This is a genomic window from Bacillus sp. UNC322MFChir4.1 (assembly GCF_000746135.1).
Taxonomy (GTDB): domain Bacteria; phylum Bacillota; class Bacilli; order Bacillales; family Bacillaceae_G; genus Bacillus_A.
Map to the genome: position 1 here is coordinate 76,516 of NZ_JQKQ01000013.1, position 19,799 is coordinate 96,314.

19 protein-coding genes and 1 pseudogene are annotated in these 19,799 nt (G+C 32.4%); 13 read left to right on the forward strand and 7 right to left on the reverse strand.

Annotated elements, in window-relative coordinates; genetic code table 11:
* Nucleotides 1-19: 19 nt before the first annotated feature.
* The 5 genes from BR72_RS06690 (at nt 20) to coaW (ending at nt 5,075) form a co-directional block, all read left to right on the forward strand.
* Nucleotides 20-796, forward strand: a complete 777-nt coding sequence (locus BR72_RS06690; RefSeq protein WP_035431248.1) for an NUDIX domain-containing protein — start codon at nt 20-22, stop codon at nt 794-796.
* A gap of 88 nt (nt 797-884) precedes the next feature.
* Nucleotides 885-2,363, forward strand: coding sequence for a nicotinate phosphoribosyltransferase (locus tag BR72_RS06695; RefSeq protein WP_035431253.1), 1,479 nt, complete (start codon nt 885-887; stop codon nt 2,361-2,363).
* Complete coding sequence (gene nadD, locus BR72_RS06700) at nt 2,350-3,051, forward strand: nicotinate (nicotinamide) nucleotide adenylyltransferase (RefSeq protein WP_035431256.1); 702 nt, start codon at nt 2,350-2,352, stop codon at nt 3,049-3,051. Before BR72_RS06695 ends, nadD begins: the two co-directional genes overlap by 14 nt.
* Nucleotides 3,052-3,104: 53 nt before the next feature.
* Nucleotides 3,105-3,926, forward strand: coding sequence for an ammonia-dependent NAD(+) synthetase (nadE, locus tag BR72_RS06705; protein ID WP_035431259.1), 822 nt, complete (start codon nt 3,105-3,107; stop codon nt 3,924-3,926).
* 324 nt (nt 3,927-4,250) lie between these two features.
* Nucleotides 4,251-5,075, forward strand: a complete 825-nt coding sequence (gene coaW, locus BR72_RS06710; RefSeq protein ID WP_035431261.1) for a type II pantothenate kinase — start codon at nt 4,251-4,253, stop codon at nt 5,073-5,075.
* An 81-nt stretch (nt 5,076-5,156) separates the two neighbouring features.
* Here coaW and BR72_RS26290 read toward each other — a convergent pair whose 3' ends face one another.
* Nucleotides 5,157-5,321 (reverse strand): hypothetical protein, encoded by a 165-nt coding sequence (locus BR72_RS26290; RefSeq protein ID WP_156107908.1) that lies wholly within the window; start codon nt 5,319-5,321, stop codon nt 5,157-5,159.
* A gap of 149 nt (nt 5,322-5,470) precedes the next feature.
* On the opposite strand from BR72_RS26290, the gene BR72_RS06715 reads away from it, so the two are divergent.
* Both BR72_RS06715 and BR72_RS06720 read left to right on the forward strand, forming a co-directional pair.
* Nucleotides 5,471-5,977, forward strand: coding sequence for a DUF1648 domain-containing protein (locus tag BR72_RS06715; RefSeq protein WP_035431263.1), 507 nt, complete (start codon nt 5,471-5,473; stop codon nt 5,975-5,977).
* A gap of 93 nt (nt 5,978-6,070) precedes the next feature.
* Nucleotides 6,071-7,102: a hypothetical protein gene (locus tag BR72_RS06720; protein ID WP_051957249.1), complete on the forward strand. Its 1,032-nt coding sequence runs from the start codon at nt 6,071-6,073 to the stop codon at nt 7,100-7,102.
* Between the two features lie 313 nt (nt 7,103-7,415).
* Here the strand turns inward: BR72_RS06720 and BR72_RS06730 are convergent, their stop codons facing one another.
* Nucleotides 7,416-8,342: a serine hydrolase domain-containing protein gene (locus BR72_RS06730; RefSeq protein WP_035431266.1), complete on the reverse strand. Its 927-nt coding sequence runs from the start codon at nt 8,340-8,342 to the stop codon at nt 7,416-7,418.
* A 984-nt stretch (nt 8,343-9,326) separates the two neighbouring features.
* On the opposite strand from BR72_RS06730, the pseudogene spoIIP reads away from it, so the two are divergent.
* The 6 genes and pseudogenes from spoIIP to BR72_RS06755 all read left to right on the forward strand — a co-directional run bounded on the left by spoIIP (nt 9,327) and on the right by BR72_RS06755 (nt 13,779).
* Nucleotides 9,327-10,150, forward strand: a pseudogene (spoIIP, locus tag BR72_RS06735) (stage II sporulation protein P).
* A 32-nt stretch (nt 10,151-10,182) separates the two neighbouring features.
* A complete protein-coding gene (locus BR72_RS06740) occupies nt 10,183-11,112 on the forward strand; it encodes a DUF3994 domain-containing protein (RefSeq protein WP_035431268.1) in 930 nt (309 codons plus the stop codon).
* Between the two features lie 68 nt (nt 11,113-11,180).
* A complete protein-coding gene (locus tag BR72_RS27600; protein WP_442852842.1) occupies nt 11,181-11,558 on the forward strand; it encodes a DUF7018 domain-containing (lipo)protein in 378 nt (125 codons plus the stop codon).
* Nucleotides 11,559-11,891: 333 nt separating this feature from the next.
* Nucleotides 11,892-13,091: an iron-containing alcohol dehydrogenase gene (locus BR72_RS06745; RefSeq protein ID WP_035431270.1), complete on the forward strand. Its 1,200-nt coding sequence runs from the start codon at nt 11,892-11,894 to the stop codon at nt 13,089-13,091.
* Between the two features lie 10 nt (nt 13,092-13,101).
* Nucleotides 13,102-13,338 carry a hypothetical protein gene (locus tag BR72_RS06750; protein WP_035431273.1) on the forward strand — a complete coding sequence of 79 codons (237 nt, stop codon included), beginning with the start codon at nt 13,102-13,104 and terminating at the stop codon, nt 13,336-13,338.
* 21 nt (nt 13,339-13,359) lie between these two features.
* Nucleotides 13,360-13,779: a hypothetical protein gene (locus tag BR72_RS06755; RefSeq protein WP_035431275.1), complete on the forward strand. Its 420-nt coding sequence runs from the start codon at nt 13,360-13,362 to the stop codon at nt 13,777-13,779.
* Between the two features lie 2,020 nt (nt 13,780-15,799).
* Here the strand turns inward: BR72_RS06755 and BR72_RS27000 are convergent.
* From BR72_RS27000 to BR72_RS06785, 5 genes are all read right to left on the reverse strand, one after another.
* Nucleotides 15,800-16,213, reverse strand: coding sequence for a DnaJ family domain-containing protein (locus BR72_RS27000; protein ID WP_035431278.1), 414 nt, complete (start codon nt 16,211-16,213; stop codon nt 15,800-15,802).
* Between the two features lie 21 nt (nt 16,214-16,234).
* Complete coding sequence (locus BR72_RS06770) at nt 16,235-17,428, reverse strand: alpha/beta hydrolase (protein ID WP_035431281.1); 1,194 nt, start codon at nt 17,426-17,428, stop codon at nt 16,235-16,237.
* Nucleotides 17,429-17,636: 208 nt separating this feature from the next.
* Nucleotides 17,637-18,122 (reverse strand): dihydrofolate reductase, encoded by a 486-nt coding sequence (locus BR72_RS06775; protein ID WP_035431284.1) that lies wholly within the window; start codon nt 18,120-18,122, stop codon nt 17,637-17,639.
* A 33-nt stretch (nt 18,123-18,155) separates the two neighbouring features.
* Nucleotides 18,156-18,602 carry an NUDIX domain-containing protein gene (locus BR72_RS06780; protein ID WP_035431286.1) on the reverse strand — a complete coding sequence of 149 codons (447 nt, stop codon included), beginning with the start codon at nt 18,600-18,602 and terminating at the stop codon, nt 18,156-18,158.
* Nucleotides 18,603-18,817: 215 nt separating this feature from the next.
* Nucleotides 18,818-19,666: a patatin-like phospholipase family protein gene (locus BR72_RS06785; RefSeq protein WP_035431288.1), complete on the reverse strand. Its 849-nt coding sequence runs from the start codon at nt 19,664-19,666 to the stop codon at nt 18,818-18,820.
* Nucleotides 19,667-19,799: the final 133 nt, after the last annotated feature.

The window sequence follows — 19,799 nt, forward strand, 5'->3', positions numbered from 1 at the left end:
CCGTTTAGGAGGGGGACAAATGTCAAACCAAGAAGCTCTAAAACAATATGATGTAAAAAAATATCACACACCTGATGGATATACATCAGATATTGCAGTATTTACTATTGTTACTGAAGAAAAAGAAGAACATAAACCTCCTGTTATGGCTCTGAAATTAATGCTGATAAAACGGGCATTAACAAATGCAGAAGGAAAACCTAATATTGAAGCAGGGAAATGGGCGTTACCTGGCGGCTTTGTACAGGAGGATGAAACAGCGTTTGAAGCAGCAAAGCGAGAGTTAGAGGAAGAAACAGGTGTAGAAGGTATACATATTAAGCATTATGGTGTATATGATAAACCTGGCCGTGATCCACGTGGTTGGATTATTTCTAACGCCCATTATGCGATTGTACCAGAGTATTATTTAGAAAAACGTCAAGCAAATGACGATGCTGCAGAAGTTACATTATTTTCAATTGATGAAGTCTTGAAATTAGATTTAGCTTTTGATCATTATCAGATCATAAGTGAAGCAATCAAAGTCATTACAATTGATTTACTTCAAACAACTGTCGCAAAAAACTTCTTACCAAAGAGTTTCACATATTCTGAGTTACAAGCCGTATTGTTAACTGTTACTGAGGATCCAGCAATTAAGAGTGGACAGGCATTCGCGAGAAAAATAAAAACGTTGCCGTTTATTCAAGAAATTACGGGTCAAACGACTCAACGAACATCGAAAAAGTCCGCACAATTATATCGTTTTGTAGAGATGGACATAGTACAACCAATATACACGGCTAGATATTAATTTTTTTAAAATAAATATTTAACAATTTGTTAATTGTTAAATATTATCGAGAATAAAATATATGTTTACATACCGGGAGGAATTTATAATGAATCATACATATACAGATGATAGCTTAGCACTACATACTGATCTTTATCAAATAAATATGGCGGAAACGTACTGGGAAGATAAAATGCATAATCGTAAAGCTGTATTTGAGGTATTCTTTCGAAAACTTCCATTCGGAAATGGGTACGCTGTCTTCGCTGGTTTAGAAAGAATCATACATTACTTAAAAAATTTCCGATTTACTGAAAGTGATATTGCATATCTTCGCGATGAATTAGGGTATCAAGAGGATTTTTTGAAGTTTTTAAAAGGGATAAAGTTTACCGGAACTGTCCGCTCAATGAAAGAAGGAGAATTAGTTTTTGGGAATGAACCAATACTTCGAATAGAGGCACCTTTAGTAGAAGCCCAACTCATTGAAACAGCTATTCTAAACATTGTAAATTACCAAACATTGATTGCAACGAAAGCTTCGCGGATGAAACAAGTAGTAGGAGAACAAACTGCAATGGAATTTGGAACTCGCCGGGCTCATGAAATGGATGCAGCGATTTGGGGTACAAGAGCTGCATATATCGGTGGTTTTGAAGCTACATCTAATGTACGTGCTGGGAAATTGTTTGGAATTCCCGTAGTTGGTACACATGCACATGCAATGGTTCAAGCATACCGCGATGAATACACAGCTTTTCATAAATACGCTCGTAGACATAAGGATTGCGTATTTTTAGTAGACACTTATGATACATTAAAATCAGGGGTACCAAATGCTATTAAAGTTGCCAAAGAACTCGGCGATCAAATTAACTTTAAGGGAATTCGATTAGATAGTGGAGATTTAGCTTATTTATCTAAAGAAGCAAGAAAAATGTTAGATGCTGCCGGATATACAGAAACAAAAATTATTGCATCTAATGATTTAGACGAAAAAACGATCACTCATTTAAAATCACAAGGAGCGAAAATTGATATTTGGGGAATTGGAACAAAATTAATTACAGCATTTGATTCTCCTGCACTTGGGGCCGTTTACAAACTTGTTTCCATCGAAGATAAGAACGGTGAAATGGTGGATACAATTAAAATCAGTTCCAATCCAGAAAAAGTAACTACTCCGGGTCTTAAGAAAGTGTACCGTATTATTAATACGATAAACAAAAAATCAGAAGGAGATTACATCGCGTTAGAGACAGAAAAACCAGCTGAAAAAGATCGATTAAAAATGTTTCATCCAACGCATACATTCATTAGTAAATTTGTAACTAACTTTGAGGCTAAAGAGCTGCATCACGATATTTTCTTAGAGGGTGAATGTGTATATCAATCTCCATCACTGCAGGAAATCCAGCAATTCACAAAAGAAAACTTAGATTTACTTTGGGATGAATATAAACGTGGATTAAATCCAGAAGAATATCCTATGGACCTTAGTCAAAAGTGTTGGGACAACAAAATGAAGAATATTGAGGAAGTAAAACAAAAAGTTGCGGAGATGATTGAAAATGAAAATAAATGAAATCGAATCAACGAAAAGTATGGAGTATCTTCAAAAATTGAATCCAGAAAAAGATATTAGTGAGCTGTTTAAAAAAGGGCGACGAATTGGGATATACGGTTCATCATTTGATCCCATTACAAATGTTCATTTGTGGACTGCTTCAACTGTAGCGCATCGTAAAAAACTAGATTACATTATCTTTTTACCTTCTACAAACATGCGCATTGATAAGAAAATAAAGACGACCGGGGATCATCGTACTAAGATGATTAGTTTAGCCATACAAGATAACCCGAAGTTCATTCTGGACACTCATGAATTAAACGTATTACCAGGCGAACATTATACATACTATACAATGAAGCATTTTAGGACTATATTTAAAGAAGCGGAATTATTCTTTATCATGGGTGCAGACCTTTTAGTAGATATCGCTGATGGAAAATGGAAGATGGATAAAGAATTGATTAGTGAAAATAATTTTATCGTTATGGCTCGCAATGGTATCGATATGCTCCAAACGATTAGTCGATCTGCTCTCCTTCGTAATTATGACGATGGTAGGTTTCAATTAATCGATAAAGGATTAGCTATGGAAATTAGCTCTACATATATACGCGAAGAATTTTCTAAGGGCGGTGAACCGCGTTACCTACTTCCGGATAGCTGCTACTATTACATTAAAGAACGAGGTTTGTATCAATAATAGAGATTACATATCATATAAAACGCAAAAAAACTGAAAGGGAAGATTTTGAAATGACAAATTTACAACAAAAAATCATGTCAGACTTAAATGTGTCAGCAGTCATTGAACCTAATCAAGAAATTCGAAAAAGAGTCGATTTTTTAAAGGAGTATGTACTTAAAACAGGAGCAAAAGGATTCGTTTTAGGAATTAGCGGTGGTCAAGATTCAACATTGGCTGGAAGACTCGCTCAACTAGCGGTAGAAGAATTGAGAACCGAAGGACATAATGTAAAATTTGTAGCTATTCGCCTACCGTACGGAGTTCAAAAAGATGAAGATGATGCACAAGCAGCATTACAATTCATTCAAGCAGATGAAGAACTTGCACTTGATATTAAAACTACAGTAGACGCTTTCGCAGAGCAATATGAAAAAGATGCAAAAGAAGAGCTTACAGATTTCAATAAAGGAAATGTAAAAGCACGAGTTCGAATGATTTCACAATACGCAGTTGGTGGGCAAAATGGTCTACTTGTAATCGGTACAGACCACGCAGCAGAAGCTATTACAGGTTTCTACACGAAATACGGAGATGGTGGTGCCGACATTCTTCCGTTATCTGGATTAACAAAAAGACAAGGAAGAGAACTATTAAAAGCTTTAGGTGCTTCTGAAAGATTGTATTTAAAAGTTCCAACGGCTGATTTATTAGATAATAAACCACAACAAGCAGATGAAACAGAGTTAGGAATTTCTTATGAAGAACTAGATGATTATTTAGAAGGTAAGCAAGTATCTAAAGAAGTAGCAGAAGCAATTGAAAAACGATATTTAGTTACAGAACATAAACGACAACTTCCTACAACTATGTTTGATGATTGGTGGAAATAATAAAAACAATAGTATGAAGTAAATAATACTTCTTTATTAATGAGATAGATTAATTCAATAACAAGCCCAATAAAGAATGCGCATATAGATACATCTAATATGTGCATTCTTTTTGTTTGTATATATTCATGTTATCTCCATACTTTTATTTCAATGTAATTCTAGTAGCTCAAAATAGAAAGTATGGTATGTATAACATTCAAAATTGGAAAAATTCCCAAAATAAAGTAAAATAATAAAGAAAGCCCAAATGAAAATCTAATATACAGGAAAGTATCTTATAGTAAGCACACGAATGAATCTAAATAAGGAGCGAGTGAACAAATGCAAGGAACTGTCGGTATCGATGTTGGAGGCACATTAACCAAAATTGCTTATTTTGATAAAGATAATGAATTACAACTTCATCAATTTTCTTCCAATGAACTTGAAAAAGTAGCAAGGTGGATGAATACGAACGATTTTAAAAATGAAATATGTATTACTGGCGGCAAAGCTGAACAGTTAAAAAAGCTTATTTTAGGGAAACAGTATATTCATTATATTCTAGAGTTCGATGCTACATGTAGAGGGGTTAATTATCTACTGCATAAAAGTAATTATTCCCTTGAGAATTATGTAGTTGCCAATATTGGAACAGGTACTTCCATACATATAATGTTCGGAAATACATACAATCGTATAGGCGGAACTGGAATAGGTGGTGGCACATTGAAAGGGTTGTCTACACTATTAACTGGTATCGAAAATTTTGATGAAATCGTAAAATATTCAAAAACTGGTTCTAGGACAAACTTAGATATAAAAGTTAGTGATATTTATAACGAAATAAAATCTCCTATTGATGGAGATCTAACTGCCAGTAACTTTGGAAATGCCGCTATTAGTAAAGGGGTTAATAATAAATCAGATTTAATCGCAACTGTTCAAGGGCTTGTTGGAGAGGTTATTACAACTTTAAGTCTTCAAATTGCAGAGGCGCAAAGCATAGATAATATTGTTTATATCGGATCTACTTTATCAAGTAATGAACCGTTAAAAGATATCATAAGCGGTTATACACTACAGAACAATAAAAATCCTATTTTCTTTAAAGATCCTGGATTTAGCGGTGCTATCGGTGCATTATTAAGTAAAACTAGTTCATAAAACGCACCGAAAAAGCATGGTAAATTACCATGCTTTTTGCATAAATCTTTCTATAACATCCACTAAAAAATTCATTAATAACTATAGAACATCTTTTTTACTTGATAATTCGCTGCTAGATTCCCCTTTGGACTGAGAAGTATCTTTCGCCCGAACATAACCCGTAGTTGCTTCATCAGTAGTAGGTCCAGCTGTGTTGAATCTCTCATCTCCATTGCGATGAGAGTCGTTCGATTGATTTTTCATGGAGCACCTCCTAATTAGAATAAGTGTAGTATGCCCATGTTAGAGGCAATATTATATTTCATTTTTTCTTATTATTCCATTCTTATATTTTTTTGAATATTACAGGCTTTTTTAATAAAAATGCTATGATTATGTAAGGGAGTGATTATATGTTAAATATGCTAGATAGGCCTAAAATTAAGATTCCAAAAACAAAAAGTGAATGGATTTGGGACATAATAGGTTTTTTATTTTATATCGGTTCTATAATCTTCTTAATATCTGTTTGGAATCAATTACCTGAAAAAGTACCTACACATTTTAATGGGCTTGGTGAAGTGGATCGAATGGATTCAAAATGGCAATTATTAATTTTACCTGGTATTGGATTATTTATTATATTATTAATGAAAATTTTAGAAAAACACCCAGAATCACATAATTATCCTGAAAGATTTAATGAATCAAATGCAAGACAGTTTTATTTAATAAGTCGAAAAATAATTAATCAATTAAAAAACATCTGTTTAATTATCTTTTCTTTCATTGTATTTGAATCTACTTTTATTGGATTGGGTTGGGGTAGCGGTTTTGGAAAATGGTTTTTACCGCTTACAATTAGCGGTTTAGGTATTCCTATTGTATTAGGTATTATAAAACAGAGAAAAATTTTATAAGAAAATCAAAGTATTACTAAGAAAGGGGGAAATAAAGTGTCATCTCATATTTATTCTCAAGAGAAAATAACACATACGGATTATGAAATAAAAATGATTTCATCTGGAGACAACTTTCCAAGTATTAATATATCTGAATCACGACTCCATTATCTACTTATAATGATCCGTTCAGGCATAGACATACAGAGTGTAAAGAAAGAAATGAATTGGACTACAAAAGAGCTAGATCAACATATCAACACATTATTGAAAGAAGGGTTATTAAAAGAAAGAAAAGGTAGTTATTTTCCTGCATGTATGATAATAACAGCTCATGAAGGAAAGGAGTTATATAATCTATGCGAGCCTCTAATTACACAAACACTTCAAATCATTGAAAAACATTCAAAACAAATTATTACTCTTTGCCAAAAAATTGATACATTTAAACAATTATCCATAGAAACTTGCAGTCTCTTACTATATAGCGGTATTTTATTGGATTTTGGACAAATCAATAATGTGGAGAATAATTATTTAAAAAGTGAGCGACCTCTTAGAAACAATAAAAGGTATTACTATTCCATTCAAGAAAAAGAAAAAATAAACGAAGAAGCTTTTGGGATATATGGAAATCATTATTTAGACTTAGGTGAAATTCGAATTTGTCTCTATGGAAATAAAAGATATACAACAACTAATCTAATAACTGCTAATAAAGAGATGTTAGAAGAATACTTTCAACAGCCCGTACTCGATGTTAATCAATTTAAAAAACAACTAGTTCAAAAATTTGTTTCTTCGAACACACAAATAGATGTACCACTTCATTTATTCTATGAAAAAGTAGGATTACACAAGGACTCAAAACCTATGACCCCATTATTCAAAACAGCTGACTTAATAATACTAGATGAGATTGCTAGTACAATTAGCGAAGATCTTATCACTTTATTTCAGGAAAATGAACAGTATCTGAAAAGATATTACTTATCAAGTTCTTACGCTAAAGAAATAACATATGAAGAGTTTTTTATATGGTGGTATCACTTTTTCTATACAAAAGTAACTGATGAATTAATTAAAAATGACATAATAAAAAAGCTCGATCAAGAAAATCAAACATATTTGGTTTTACAGTAACAAAAATGTTGAGTACATATTAAATAGACCATTGTATTTATGAAGGATAAGACTATTCATATAATATGGAGGTAGTTAAATTGGAAAGTAGCAAAGTGCAATTAAAAATACCAAAATGGGGTAGCGTCAGGAAAATGCGAATTTACAACGTTAAGGAAATTTCAATATTAAAAAGCCTAATTTCTCAATTTAATGCGAAGAAATTAGGCTTTTTTCATTACTCAAAGCTTGTTTACTTGAACAAGAAAATATCTTTGTTACATGTAATAAGAAGAATGCGTATTAACATAACAACACATAATCCTCGATAAGATTATAGTTTATCGATTAATGTCTCCCATGTAAGTTCAAGAACACTCACCATATTTTGTGGTTCATTTGAAATATATGTTATAACTGCATTTTTATCTGGCAGCATTACAACATATTGACCATATAAACCATCCATGCGATATGAATGAGAGCAAGAGTTCATCCATATTTGATAGCCGTATCCTTGATGATGGTCTGCCGTAGCAAAATAAGGATTAAAATCGTTGGTCTTTATTTGGACAGATGTTGCTTGTTCAATGTAACTTGAAGGAATCAGTTGCTTACCTTTCCAGACACCTTTATCGAGAATTAATTGCCCAAATCTGGATAATTGTTCTGCTGTTAAATATAAACCTGAGAATCCCTGTGGAATTCCTTTTGGACATGTATCCCATTTAGGTTTTGGTATGTCTAAATGTTTAAATATTCTTCTATCTAAGTATTCATCCAAGTTACTTCCTGTAGTAATACTTATTATTTTGGAAAGCATATAGGTTGCGGCATTGTTATATGTAAAATGAGTACCTGGTTTAAATACAATCGGTTCATCAAAGAATAATTGTGAAATATCCCATTCCTGACCACTACTCCAATCAGCCTTCATAACTGGGCATTCTGCATGTCCAGTTCCCATGCAAAGCAAATCATGAATAGTCATCTCTTTTAGGTATTCATTCATTGGATCATGTTGTATATCTGAGAAAAAATCTATAACATGGTCATTAATTTTAAAGTAACCCTCTCTAATGGCAATACCGACTGCCATTGATGTAAATGTTTTGCTTACTGAATATAAAAGAGCAGGCTTTTCTTCTTCAAAATCATGTTTTGCAATTATATTTCCATTTTTCCTAACAACTACATTCAGAACATGAAGATTCTTACTATTTACAGATAAAATCAAATCATTCAATATTTCATTATTCATTGTAACTCTCTCCATTAAATATATATTTCTTAACAATCCTTAATTCGTATAATCCTACTTATGAGTAGTTTTAAATGTATTGAAATAGATAAATTATAACATTAGTGATAACTTGTTTAAATGTAATGCTTCACACACTTCATACCAATGTTATCAAAATTCGTTGTTTCGCATCTTCCATTGTTCGCGCCCAATCATCAAAAAGTTTTTGTGTAGTTTCAGACGTACGTAGCAAATAACGTTCCTCCCTTTATAAAGTATCTACCTCTATTTTCAATGTGAAAGTGTTATTAATATTCATCATTGTTATCACTCCAATCCATATGTATTAATTAATGTCTTCGATTCAAAATTTTGAAATCCTTCTAGCTGTACCATTTTCATGGAAATAATCACCAAAAAACATAATAGTAAAATTATATTTTATGGTCAAAAAGAATGCTGCAAAGAAATAAAGCAGTAAGTTTCATTCTTTGGAGAAGCAAGACTTTGTATGATACTTAAAAATAAAACAATATATAATGAACATAAAAACCCTATACAACAAGCAATTAAAAACTTAGATAAAAGGACAAATTTCTTTTAAATTCTCCGTCTTTAAAAGAGAACTAGTCTTTTTCCCACATTCTAGCATATTTATTTTCTAGAAGGGAGGAGAAAATGAAAAGAAATTCTATATTTATAAAGACTGTCAAAATGAATAAAATCATAACTTTGCTTATATTATCCGTCTTATTATCTACTATTCTTGCTATTATTATTGCTACAAGCCTGCAAAGTTTTAAATTTTATTATATAAACCAGTGGTTAGGTAAGTTTTCTCTCAATGGTTATATGCATGCATTTGAATCCGAAAATAGATACTTTGCTCATGATTACTTTTTAGAAAACAAGAGAGATTCGTTTGACTCATTGTTGTTTTCTTCAATAAGTGATATAAAACTACAAGATATTCGAACTTTAGTTAGTCGAGAAATTCCTGGAATGTCAAAATACTACTCTGGAATTTTAGTGGCCGGAGAAGGGACAGATTTCACTAATATCCCAAATGAATCTAGTATTCCCATGGAAGACATTACAAAAAAACGAGAAGTTGATACTAGCAAACTGGATGAACTAAAAAAGCACCCCACAACTGAAAATAAAACCTCATCACCTAAAGGAACGCACTCTGTATTAGTTTATCATTCGCATAGTTGGGAATCATTTTTACCATTAATTCCTGGTGCAACGAAACTAAACGAAGCCTCTAGTCCTGAAGTTAATGTGTCGTTATTAGGAAATAAACTAAAAGAACTTTTAGAAGCAAAGAACATTCCTGTAGTGCACGATTCAACCAATATGAGTGAGTATCTAGCTACAAAAGGATTGAATTGGGAAACAGCTTACAAAGGATCTCGGCAAATTGTACAAGCTACTTTAGCTCAAAATAAAGATATTAAGTACTTAATTGATCTACATCGTGATGATGCCCGTAAGAAGCAAACAACAAAAATAATAAATGGTAAGTCATATGCAAGATTGTTTTTATAGTAGGTATGGAAAATAAAAATAAGCAACAAAATATGGAATTGGTAAAGAAAATAAACACTGCTTTAGAGCAGAAATATACAGGTATCAGTAGAGGGATATTTCCAAAGTACTATTACAATGGTAATGGTGTATATAATCAAGATTTATCCTCTAATTCATTGCTAATTGAAATCGGTGGGGTAGATAACACTATGGAAGAACTAAACAACTCTGTTGAAGCACTAGCCGAGATCATTAGTGAGCAATATTGGCAAAATGAAAAGGTGAACGGATAAGGAGAGACTGATTGATTAAAGGGGTGTAAGTTGTGAAAGTGAAGAAACTTGTAGGTTTTGCAATACCCGTAATGATATTATTAAGTAGTTGTGGGGTAGAAAATAAGACTTCAAAAGAAACAAAGACTGAAGTAAACGAAAAAGGGAATCAAAAAGTAAGGGTTTCAGAAGAAGAATACGCTGAATACGTATTAGATTTAGGTACTGAATTTACAAAAGCATATGAGACTTTTATTCCAACAGTAAAGAACAAGCAATCAAGTAAAAAAGTGTTAGATGAGTTAAAAAGGGTAGATAAAGTTTTAACGAAATTTGATTCTATTGACCCTCCTAATAAATACGAAGACATACAGAAGAATATAAAGAAATCAACCTCATCTTATAGAACAGCATTCTCTATTGTTAGAGACTTGTATTCGCAAGACAAGGTAAACGATAAAGAGATAAGTAGAGAAGTCCTTGAAAAAATGAAACCTTATTTACAAGACGGTGATGGTTATTGGACTACCGTATATAATGAGTTGAAGACAGAAATTACAATGACAAAAGGTGGTTATCTAGACTCTGAGGACTTTAAAAATACGAAAACAGAAAATGTAATAGACTATGAAAAAATGAAGAAAGACATAGTAGATGGTACAGAGTTAGTAGGGAATTGGGGTATCATACGCAAAGATAAGTTTATAACAACATTTGTATTAAAAGACGGGAATCCTAAGACGTTTGAGATGTACACAGAAGACGACTATCCAAGTAAGAGAAACATAATAGAAGGTACGTGGGAATATGATAGAGAAAGTGTGATGTTAAAACTTCATATCACAAAACAAGTAACAAACTGGGTATTCGTTAGCCATAAAAAGAGAAACATATTTTATATGGTACAAAACTACAATGAAAACTTTTTACAACTATACAACGGTGGACCAGAAACTACAACTAGAAATGTAAAGCATAAATAATGTATCGCTTCATGAAACAGTAATATAAGAAAGTAAAGGGATTAGGTGTAGAAACCTAGTCCCTTTTTATTAAGGAAGTATATGTAGTAGACTTAGGTGAAGAGTTAGACAAAGAATTTAAAAGTTTCGCTGATATTGCAGCAGGATACTATAATGGTAAGAAAACAAACCAGGATGTCTTAGATGGTATCGAAAGATTCGATAAGGTAACTGATAAGTTTTTAGCAATTGACCCACCTAGTGAACATGTAGACCAACAAAAGGTTATTGAAAAAGCGATGGTAAAGTATAAGAAAGCATTCTCATTAATAAAAGACGTTCGTACAGGAAAGAAGTCATCTCCTAAGGAAGATGGTAAAACAGCATACCAACTCACTGAAGAAGGAGACGAGTACTGGGGTGTAGTTCACAAAGAACTGAAAAATGAACTAACACATTCAAAATGAGGGTTTATTAGACTTACCACTTTTAGAAAAAGAATGGAAAACAAATCGATAAAAACCATAGAACAAATGAATCCAGAAGCAGCCGTTGATTTAACAGACTTATAAGTATTGAAAAACCTTCTGAATCCATTCTCCTTTTTTACGGAAATATACTCCTAGTAATCAGCAGATGAATACAAAAGTAAAAAGATCATCTTAAAAGAAAAAATATAGATAATAAGACGGTTCATTCTTCTTAACGCGGGAGAGCGCAGCATATTTGTGGTCTTCTTGCTACTACATTTATAGCTATGTATCTTAATACTTATGAAAAAAGGAAAGGTAGGTCTTAATATGTACAAGTTGTATTGTAGATTATATCAAAACACGTTTAAGTTGGTTTCCCACTTTTTACCTTGGCGTGAACCTCAATTATTAACTGGAGAAAATAGCTTGAGTAAACTTCCAATTCATTTAAATAGCAACAATATCGATAGAGTGTTAATAGTGACAGACAAGGGGATTACGTCAATTGGATTATTAGATGAATTTCTTAAACAACTAAAAGAGGCAGGAGTAAAATATTTTATTTATGATAAAACCGTTTCAAACCCTACAATTTATAATATTGAAGATGCACTATCTCTTTACCACGAAAGTAAGTGTCAAGGTATCATTGCATTTGGTGGTGGATCACCGATTGATTGTGCAAAAGCGGTCGGGGCGCGTGTTGCTAGACCGAAAAAAAGTATTTCTGAAATGAAAGGGGTTTTAAAGGTCAGAAAAAAGATTCCACCCTTATTCGCGATCCCTACAACATCAGGTACAGGAAGTGAGGCTACAGTCGCTACTGTTGTATCTAATAGTGAGACACATGAAAAGTATGCAATTAACGATCATGCACTTATCCCGCAATTAGCTGTACTGGATCCAATGCTTACCGTTAAACTACCTCCTCATATAACTTCAACTACTGGAATGGACGCTTTGACACATGCGGTTGAGGCATACATTGGAAAAAGTAATACAGAAGAAACAAAACAGAACAGTAGAGAGGCGGTTCAATTGATATTTAATAACCTTTATGAATCCTATATAAATGGTTCAAATATTAATGCACGCAAAAACATGCAGAAAGCGTCATATTTAGCCGGTGTAGCGTTTACCCGCGCATATGTTGGATATGTTCATGCTATTGCACATACATTAGGAGGATTTTATTCCGTTCCTCATGGGTTAGCTAATGCTATAATCTTGCCTTATGTTTTGGAGTATTATGGAAAATCAGCATATAAACCGTTAGCTGAACTAGCGGATTTAATTGGGATCAGTAATTCATCAGACACCGATGAACAAAAGTCAAAAAAGTTTATAGAAGCAATAAAGAAACTCAGTGAAGACATGAGTATACCCAAAAAGGTCAGCTGCATTCTTGATAAAGATATTCCTGTTATGGTAAACCGGGCTTTAAAAGAGGCAAATCCGCTCTATCCCGTTCCCAAAATTTTTTCAAAAGTAGACATGGTTCAGCTTTATCAAATGATAAAAGAATAGAAATGTTACAATGGGTAAAGACAAATTAGCTTTAAAACAAGCAACAAGCATAGTAGTTGCAACGGAAGGTAACAGACAAGCACAGTTAAACATGGTAGAAGTTATGGGTTTAGAGTACGATGAAGCAACTCAACTGTTAAAAGACGATGAGAAAGATGACGGTATTCGCTTTGACATTCGTTTAGCAGAGACAATCTTAGAAAACGGCTATGAAGATGTAAAAGACTTCATTTTTGGTGGTAAATAATAAAAGAGGGGTAGATAGACTTTGATTTCATCAAACGATAATAACATCCAACACAGCATTCTAAACAAAGAACCGATAGAAGTACCATTCCACTATGATTATACTCCTGGTGTAACTTTAGGTTCAATCTTCTTAGGTAAGTATATACCAGGTAAACTGCATACTCCCATCTTAGACTTCAAACTTAAGAGTATTACACATTCAAACGAGCGTAGAGACGATGGTTACGTCTATTTACAGAAGAGATTGGGAGATAACCTATGTAGTTTTTATGTTAACAAGTTTGATGAGTTACAGTCAATCATAACAAAACTGGAACTATTGGGTCAAAAGCTAATTATACATATAGACTATGAGCCACTTGAAGCACACTTCACAATTGATTGTATGTTAACGAAATTTGAAGTGCAGACTGTATTAAATAATGTAAGAGAGGGGTAGAAGACATGCCTATATTCATGTTATGTGTATTGTTTGTAGTAGGTTTACTATTTGTTGCAGTAGAACGAGTAACAAGACTAAACGGTTTCGGTATAGGTTGTTTAGGATTAATTGGTTAGCTACTAATGATTTTTGTTATTGTAATGGGTTTTATGTTCTCATCAATCTAAGAAACAAGTTGAGAGGTGAAAGACTTGTTAGTATTATGTTTACTATTTCTAATAGTGGTAGGATTACTACTTATAATCATAGGAAACCTAAACAAAAAGAAACAAGACAGCCTAGGTCGTTTAGCTTTAACGGGGTATAGTTTAATAGCACTAGCCTACTTTGGTAGTATAAACATAAACCGTACAGGTGTGTTAGGCTCATAAAGGGGTAGATAAACATGGATATCTTCATGTGGTGTTTAGGTTTCACTGGTTCTATCATTGTAGCAATAACTAGATACCGTAGAGATGGGACTATGAAAAGTCTTATGTGGGAGCAACAGACGTAAAACATTAAGGGGGAAATCTTAAAATATTCTTATCAACAACAAAAACAAATGGATTCGGCATTAAAAAAGGGGCAAATAAAAAGCAATTACAACAAGGTACAATAGATGAGAAAAAATCCCTCCCAAATCAACTCCATCAACCTCTGCAAAGATAAAAACCGATTGGGTGCCTAATAATCCTATACGTGCTGAATTAGTGACATGGGACGACAGCTACCACCATCCAAACAAAGACGTTCCTATGAAACTATTCAACAGTGGTTTACACGTATTGGTTGTTCACATGAAATAGTAGGATTGTACGAAAAAATCCGTTATGGAGATTTTTCCTTTACTTCAGACGACAGCAACTTTATACATGAATGGATTAAAAAACACACTTAATACGATTCTAGATTAAAAATTTCTACTTTAGCAAAAAAAGATCGGCACGTTATTAGTGTGCTGATCTTTTTCTCTGAGTTACTGTATCAAACTTAAACAGCAAATGCACAAAAAGAATTGGCATTTTAACATCGAAAGGGTAGAAGGATTTAACTTACTAAATACTAACTTTATTTTAGTTTATTCCTTTTTGTTAGTTAACATAATATAAATTATGGGCAGTTGTAAAATAAAATTGTTTTCTATCTCTATAACTAAGTAAACTATACATTTTGAGATGAAACAGAGATTTTTGAAACAATCTACAACATATTTACATACCGGTTTAAAACTTCATAAATAATTTAAATAAACGCTAAAAATCTATACACAACAATTCATTACATCCAGCCGCAGAAATTTTATTTTAAATCATTACACAGTCATAGTTTATATTGAATCACACTAGAAATTTCATTTATGAAATTTCGTTTTATTTTATATTCATTAATATCTTACTTTTTAAATATACACAGAAACTTGCTGTATATAAAAATTCTTTATAATTCGACTCTAACCTATCTTTCTTTTATTCAATTCACAACTTTTAGTTAACATAATATTTTTATAATATAAAACAAAAATCCCCCTTATTATTTTTCGGGAGATTTTCAATGTCAATTTCTTTGTAATTTTTATGGTTACTATTGTAATCTTTTTAGCAATTTGAAATTTATTTTTTACTTTTCTAGGTGTTTCTGTACATAAAAGCACTTTTAAAGGTGTCAGATTTTAAAGTATTTAGCATCAATAAGTATGTATCCTATGAAAGTTAAAAGAAGAATTACGGTAAAAAAGATTGTTTTTTGCTTTTTACTTCTATTCTTAAACCATCCCCATCTTTTGGTATCTATATCTAACCAATAGTAATCAACCAGAAGAAATAACAAAATGAGTATGAAATAGAAAAAGATTTTCAGTATAATCATCTCCTTCATTTGCTCCATAGGTTCATAGTATCTTCCTTTTCATACTATTTTAACTGTAATCATGCTATGTCAAATCTGGAACTAATTTTACATTCAATCAGGTAATTCTCTTCTATCAAGAACTGTATCAAATTTAGCTAACCATGCTAAAACATTTTTTCCGAAGATATTAACTCGGTTTACTTATTTTCATTTTTTGTGCTGACGGCGGACAAGTTAAATTGTACTCATGAATCTTTTTATTAATCAATTCAATCAATGCACTAGCTTCTTCCTTATCCGTGCATGTATGCAACTTCTCCTTTAAGGTATCAATCTCTTTCGAAAGCTCAATCCACCCCGGCAAAATATGATTATCTTTCATTGTTTTATATAGTTGTTTTTCTGGATTATAAGATAAATTTTTATCAATTTGCAGTGGTTTTCCTTTTCCTACTAAGTCATCAAATACGCCTTCTTTTTGCGATCTTTTAATAATCGAACTAATATGATCTTCGTACGTATATGACCATACTTTCTCATCTTTAGCTAAAATTTCTTGTTTCTTTAATGCTTTATCTAATTCTTTTTCTCGATCTTTCATATGTTTTCTCCTCCCTTTTTATTATTTCATAGGTATTTTTAATTGTTGTAAGGCTACTAATCCATCAGCAAGCTGTTTGTGCCACCACAGTACATCATGACCACCAAGGAATTCAGTATAGGTACTTTGATATCCTTTTTCTTTAAGTACTTGTGATAACCTTCTATTTGCTTCTAACAATGGTTTATTTTCTAACTGCCCGGCACTCATATAAATTTGTAATGGTAATCTGCTGCTTCTTTTAAATTGATTTTCAATCCAATGGTGTGCTCCATTGTAGTTTTCTTTTTTCCGATGTACAGAGCCAGACATCGATAAAACATTTCCAAAGATATCTGGATATTGCAACGCTGCATAAAAAGCTGCTAAACCACCAAGACTGAATCCACCAATTGTTGTATGATATGGATCTGCATGAACGTGATATCTTTCTTGAATCCAAGGAAGTAGTTCTTTTGTTAAAAACATATTCATTTCCTTATAAAATGTGAGTTCTGTAAATCGATCTACATGATCAATACCAATTAGAATACACGGAGGAATTTCTTTTGTATGTATAAGATGATCTAGTGTTGCAGCTGCTGATAACGTCTGCAGCATAGATTTGCCATCAAACATGATAAGAAGGTCATAAGAAGATTGTTCAGGTGAGTAATTATGTGGAGTATATATCCAAATTTGTCGTTCATTCTTTAAAATTGAACTATAGAACTGATGCGTTTCTACTTTTCCTTTTGGAATGTGAGTTTGTTGCTTTGTTTTATCACTTTGCGTTGATAGGCCTAATTCTAAAAAAGACATTGGTTCTGCTTCATGCCCAAATATTTTAGAATTCAATGGATCATGCTTATAATTTTCACTTCGTTTTACCCAATTTTGTTCAAAGTTATCATTAATAGAAAAATAATACGTCGAAGCAAACGTTTCTTTCGTTCGAAACGTTTTAAACCATATGTTTGTATGTAAGAGCTTATCCATTTCATTCGCTTCTATATCCCAACCAGGAAAACTTCCAAATACATATGCATTTTCGGTTTGTTCATCACCTAACCAAATATATGTAACAAGATTGTACTCATCATCAATTGGACAAGTCTCCACAATAGGTGTTTCATGTTTTTTTATGCTCTTTAAAAACAATGTAAGAGCATAATGGTTCCCTTGGTTTAACCGCTTCGCCAAATCATGCATAATCGGACTCGTTAGTTCCTTCATCTTTTACCTCCCTTTTCTCTTTCTAACTCAATACTTACTTCAATAATAGATTGATTGTTCCCTTGTTATTTACTGTGTGTATAGTGTCTATTTTGTGAACAAAATTTATATTTAGGTCTATATAGAATAAAGTATTTAAAAAGGTGTTTTCCTGTCTAGAAAACACCTTTTTTAACATACCCCTAATTATCGATAGTTCTTCACGAAATCATTTTATTTTCTCAAATACATGAAAGTAATAATCATAATGGTTCTTTTCGTCTTTTATTCCTTTTTCGACTGATAATTCTTTCCACGACAAATAATCAATCGTTGGGAAAAAACGATCTCCTTCAAAAGGAGCGTGAATCTTAGTTATGTACAACTTTTGAGTGTAAGGAAGGAATTGTCGATAGATCTCTTCTCCCCCAAGAATAAATACTTCTTCTCCTTCACATTTAGAAAGAGCGTCTTCGATCGAATAAGCTATATGACAGCCTTCAGCTTTAAAGTCTTTATTTGTTGTTAGGACGATGTTTTTACGTCCATCTAAAGGTTTTCCTATTGATTCATAATTCTTTCTTCCTAGAATGATAGAATGTCCCATAGTAATTCGTCTCAAATATGCCCAATCATTCGGGAGTCTCCAAGGAAGATCGTTATCTTTTCCAATTACATTATTTTCCCCTACAGCAACCATTGCGTATATTATCATGTTCTCATCGCCTTTACGGATTTAAATCAAAAATTAAAGTGTGCTAACCCAACATGTTTCTATATCATGTTCTTGAACTTTTTTCATTAATATTTGCACGGCACTTTCCGGCATTACATTATATCTTTTTAAATTTTCTTCAGTAGGTGCAATCCAATGAAAATCCAGATGAGATTCCCTAGATTTAGGAGGTGTTTCCACTTTCAATTGTTCACTATTTACTTTGAATACATGATTAATTTCATAATGCAAAGTGTCTCCGTCTCTCCACTGATTTTCAATCACACCAAGAAATTTTTCGATTGAACAAGAAGTACCTATTTCTTCTTTCCATTCGCGTATAAGTGCATTTTCAACTGATTCACCTAATTCAATGTGTCCTCCTGGTAAAAAACAATGATGCCCTTTATAATGTGCTACTAAAAGTTTTCCGTCTTTTATAAGTATTCCTCTTACAATGTGGTGAAATTGAGTTTTCATATCATAGTCCTCCTTTTTTACACAGCAGATACTAAATTCTAATATGAGTAGTCAAATTCCTTTTTCAGTTGCATATAGATGTATATCTTGATAAAGATTTATTTTTTTGTTGTAAAAATACGGTAAATGAAATTAGATTGAACAATAATCACCTTCACCTTTGTAACATTACGTCTGCTACTAACTCATATTTCAAACGTTCTTTCATTCACAGCTTATTTAAGCCATTCTTTCAACTGCTCAAATTGATTTTTCGCATCGTTATAACCAAGTTCATATAAATGCACTAATCTTTCTTGATTACGCTCCAAACCACTTACAGGTAATTGCACACTTGGTTGTATGACAAAGAAATTTTCTTTTTGTCCTTTTGAGTAAAGATACGATATAGCATTGTTATATATTTCAGAATGCTGAGTAAGACGATCTGCTACATTTGGATAATGCCTGTATAACCATTTTGCAATGGAAGAAAGCTTATTAGACTCTTTTTTATATCCTGCTGGCTTTGTCATAATTACAACATTTTTTTGATATCCATCATCCTGCGCTTTCTGAATTGGAATTGGATCAGTTATTCCTCCATCAAGTAGCTTTTTATTATCATATTGAACTACCGGCGCAATGAATGGCACAGAACTTGATGCACGGATAATTTTTAAAATATCATCTCCATGTTCATGCTTATTGTAATACATAGCTTCTCCTGTTTCACAATCCGTTGTACCAATAACAAACTGTTCTGCTCCATCATGAAACGTTTGAAAGTCAAATGGTACAATTTTATTAGGTACTTCATCAAATAAAAAATCCATGCCAAACAATTCACGTTTTCGTAAAAAATTTCGAAATGAGATGTAGCGTGGATCACTTACAAGTTCTGTATTTACTTTCTTATTTCGTCCTTTTTGACGTGATAAATACGTAGCAGCCATACAAGCTCCTGCTGAAACACCAATTACATACGGAAAATATAAATTTTGTTCCATAAAAAATTCTAATACACCTGCTGTATAAAGCCCTTTCATTCCTCCGCCTTCTAAAACTAGCCCAACATTGTTCATGTATTTTCCCTCTAATTTATAAGTTTTTGTATTTTCATATTGTACCAAACAATGACTCGCAGAGATAAAGGAAATACTGTGCGCAGGTAGAAATTTATCTTATACCCTTACTAGGAGGCATATAAAATGAAAG

Bases quoted from the DNA above. Each gene is read 5' to 3' on its own strand.
- BR72_RS06720 (WP_051957249.1), top strand. From the start codon at position 6,071: ATGATTTCATCTGGAGACAACTTTCCAAGTATTAATATATCTGAATCA.
- BR72_RS06775 (WP_035431284.1), bottom strand. From the start codon at position 18,122: ATGATAATATACGCAATGGTTGCTGTAGGGGAAAATAATGTAATTGGA.
- BR72_RS06715 (WP_035431263.1), top strand. From the start codon at position 5,471: ATGTTAAATATGCTAGATAGGCCTAAAATTAAGATTCCAAAAACAAAA.
- BR72_RS06785 (WP_035431288.1), bottom strand. From the start codon at position 19,666: ATGAACAATGTTGGGCTAGTTTTAGAAGGCGGAGGAATGAAAGGGCTT.
- BR72_RS06695 (WP_035431253.1), top strand. From the start codon at position 885: ATGAATCATACATATACAGATGATAGCTTAGCACTACATACTGATCTT.
- BR72_RS06745 (WP_035431270.1), top strand. From the start codon at position 11,892: ATGTACAAGTTGTATTGTAGATTATATCAAAACACGTTTAAGTTGGTT.
- nadE (WP_035431259.1), top strand. From the start codon at position 3,105: ATGACAAATTTACAACAAAAAATCATGTCAGACTTAAATGTGTCAGCA.
- BR72_RS06780 (WP_035431286.1), bottom strand. From the start codon at position 18,602: ATGAAAACTCAATTTCACCACATTGTAAGAGGAATACTTATAAAAGAC.
- BR72_RS06750 (WP_035431273.1), top strand. From the start codon at position 13,102: ATGGGTAAAGACAAATTAGCTTTAAAACAAGCAACAAGCATAGTAGTT.
- BR72_RS27000 (WP_035431278.1), bottom strand. From the start codon at position 16,213: ATGAAAGATCGAGAAAAAGAATTAGATAAAGCATTAAAGAAACAAGAA.
- BR72_RS06730 (WP_035431266.1), bottom strand. From the start codon at position 8,342: ATGAATAATGAAATATTGAATGATTTGATTTTATCTGTAAATAGTAAG.
- coaW (WP_035431261.1), top strand. From the start codon at position 4,251: ATGCAAGGAACTGTCGGTATCGATGTTGGAGGCACATTAACCAAAATT.
- BR72_RS06690 (WP_035431248.1), top strand. From the start codon at position 20: ATGTCAAACCAAGAAGCTCTAAAACAATATGATGTAAAAAAATATCAC.
- BR72_RS26290 (WP_156107908.1), bottom strand. From the start codon at position 5,321: ATGAAAAATCAATCGAACGACTCTCATCGCAATGGAGATGAGAGATTC.
- nadD (WP_035431256.1), top strand. From the start codon at position 2,350: ATGAAAATAAATGAAATCGAATCAACGAAAAGTATGGAGTATCTTCAA.
- BR72_RS06770 (WP_035431281.1), bottom strand. From the start codon at position 17,428: ATGAAGGAACTAACGAGTCCGATTATGCATGATTTGGCGAAGCGGTTA.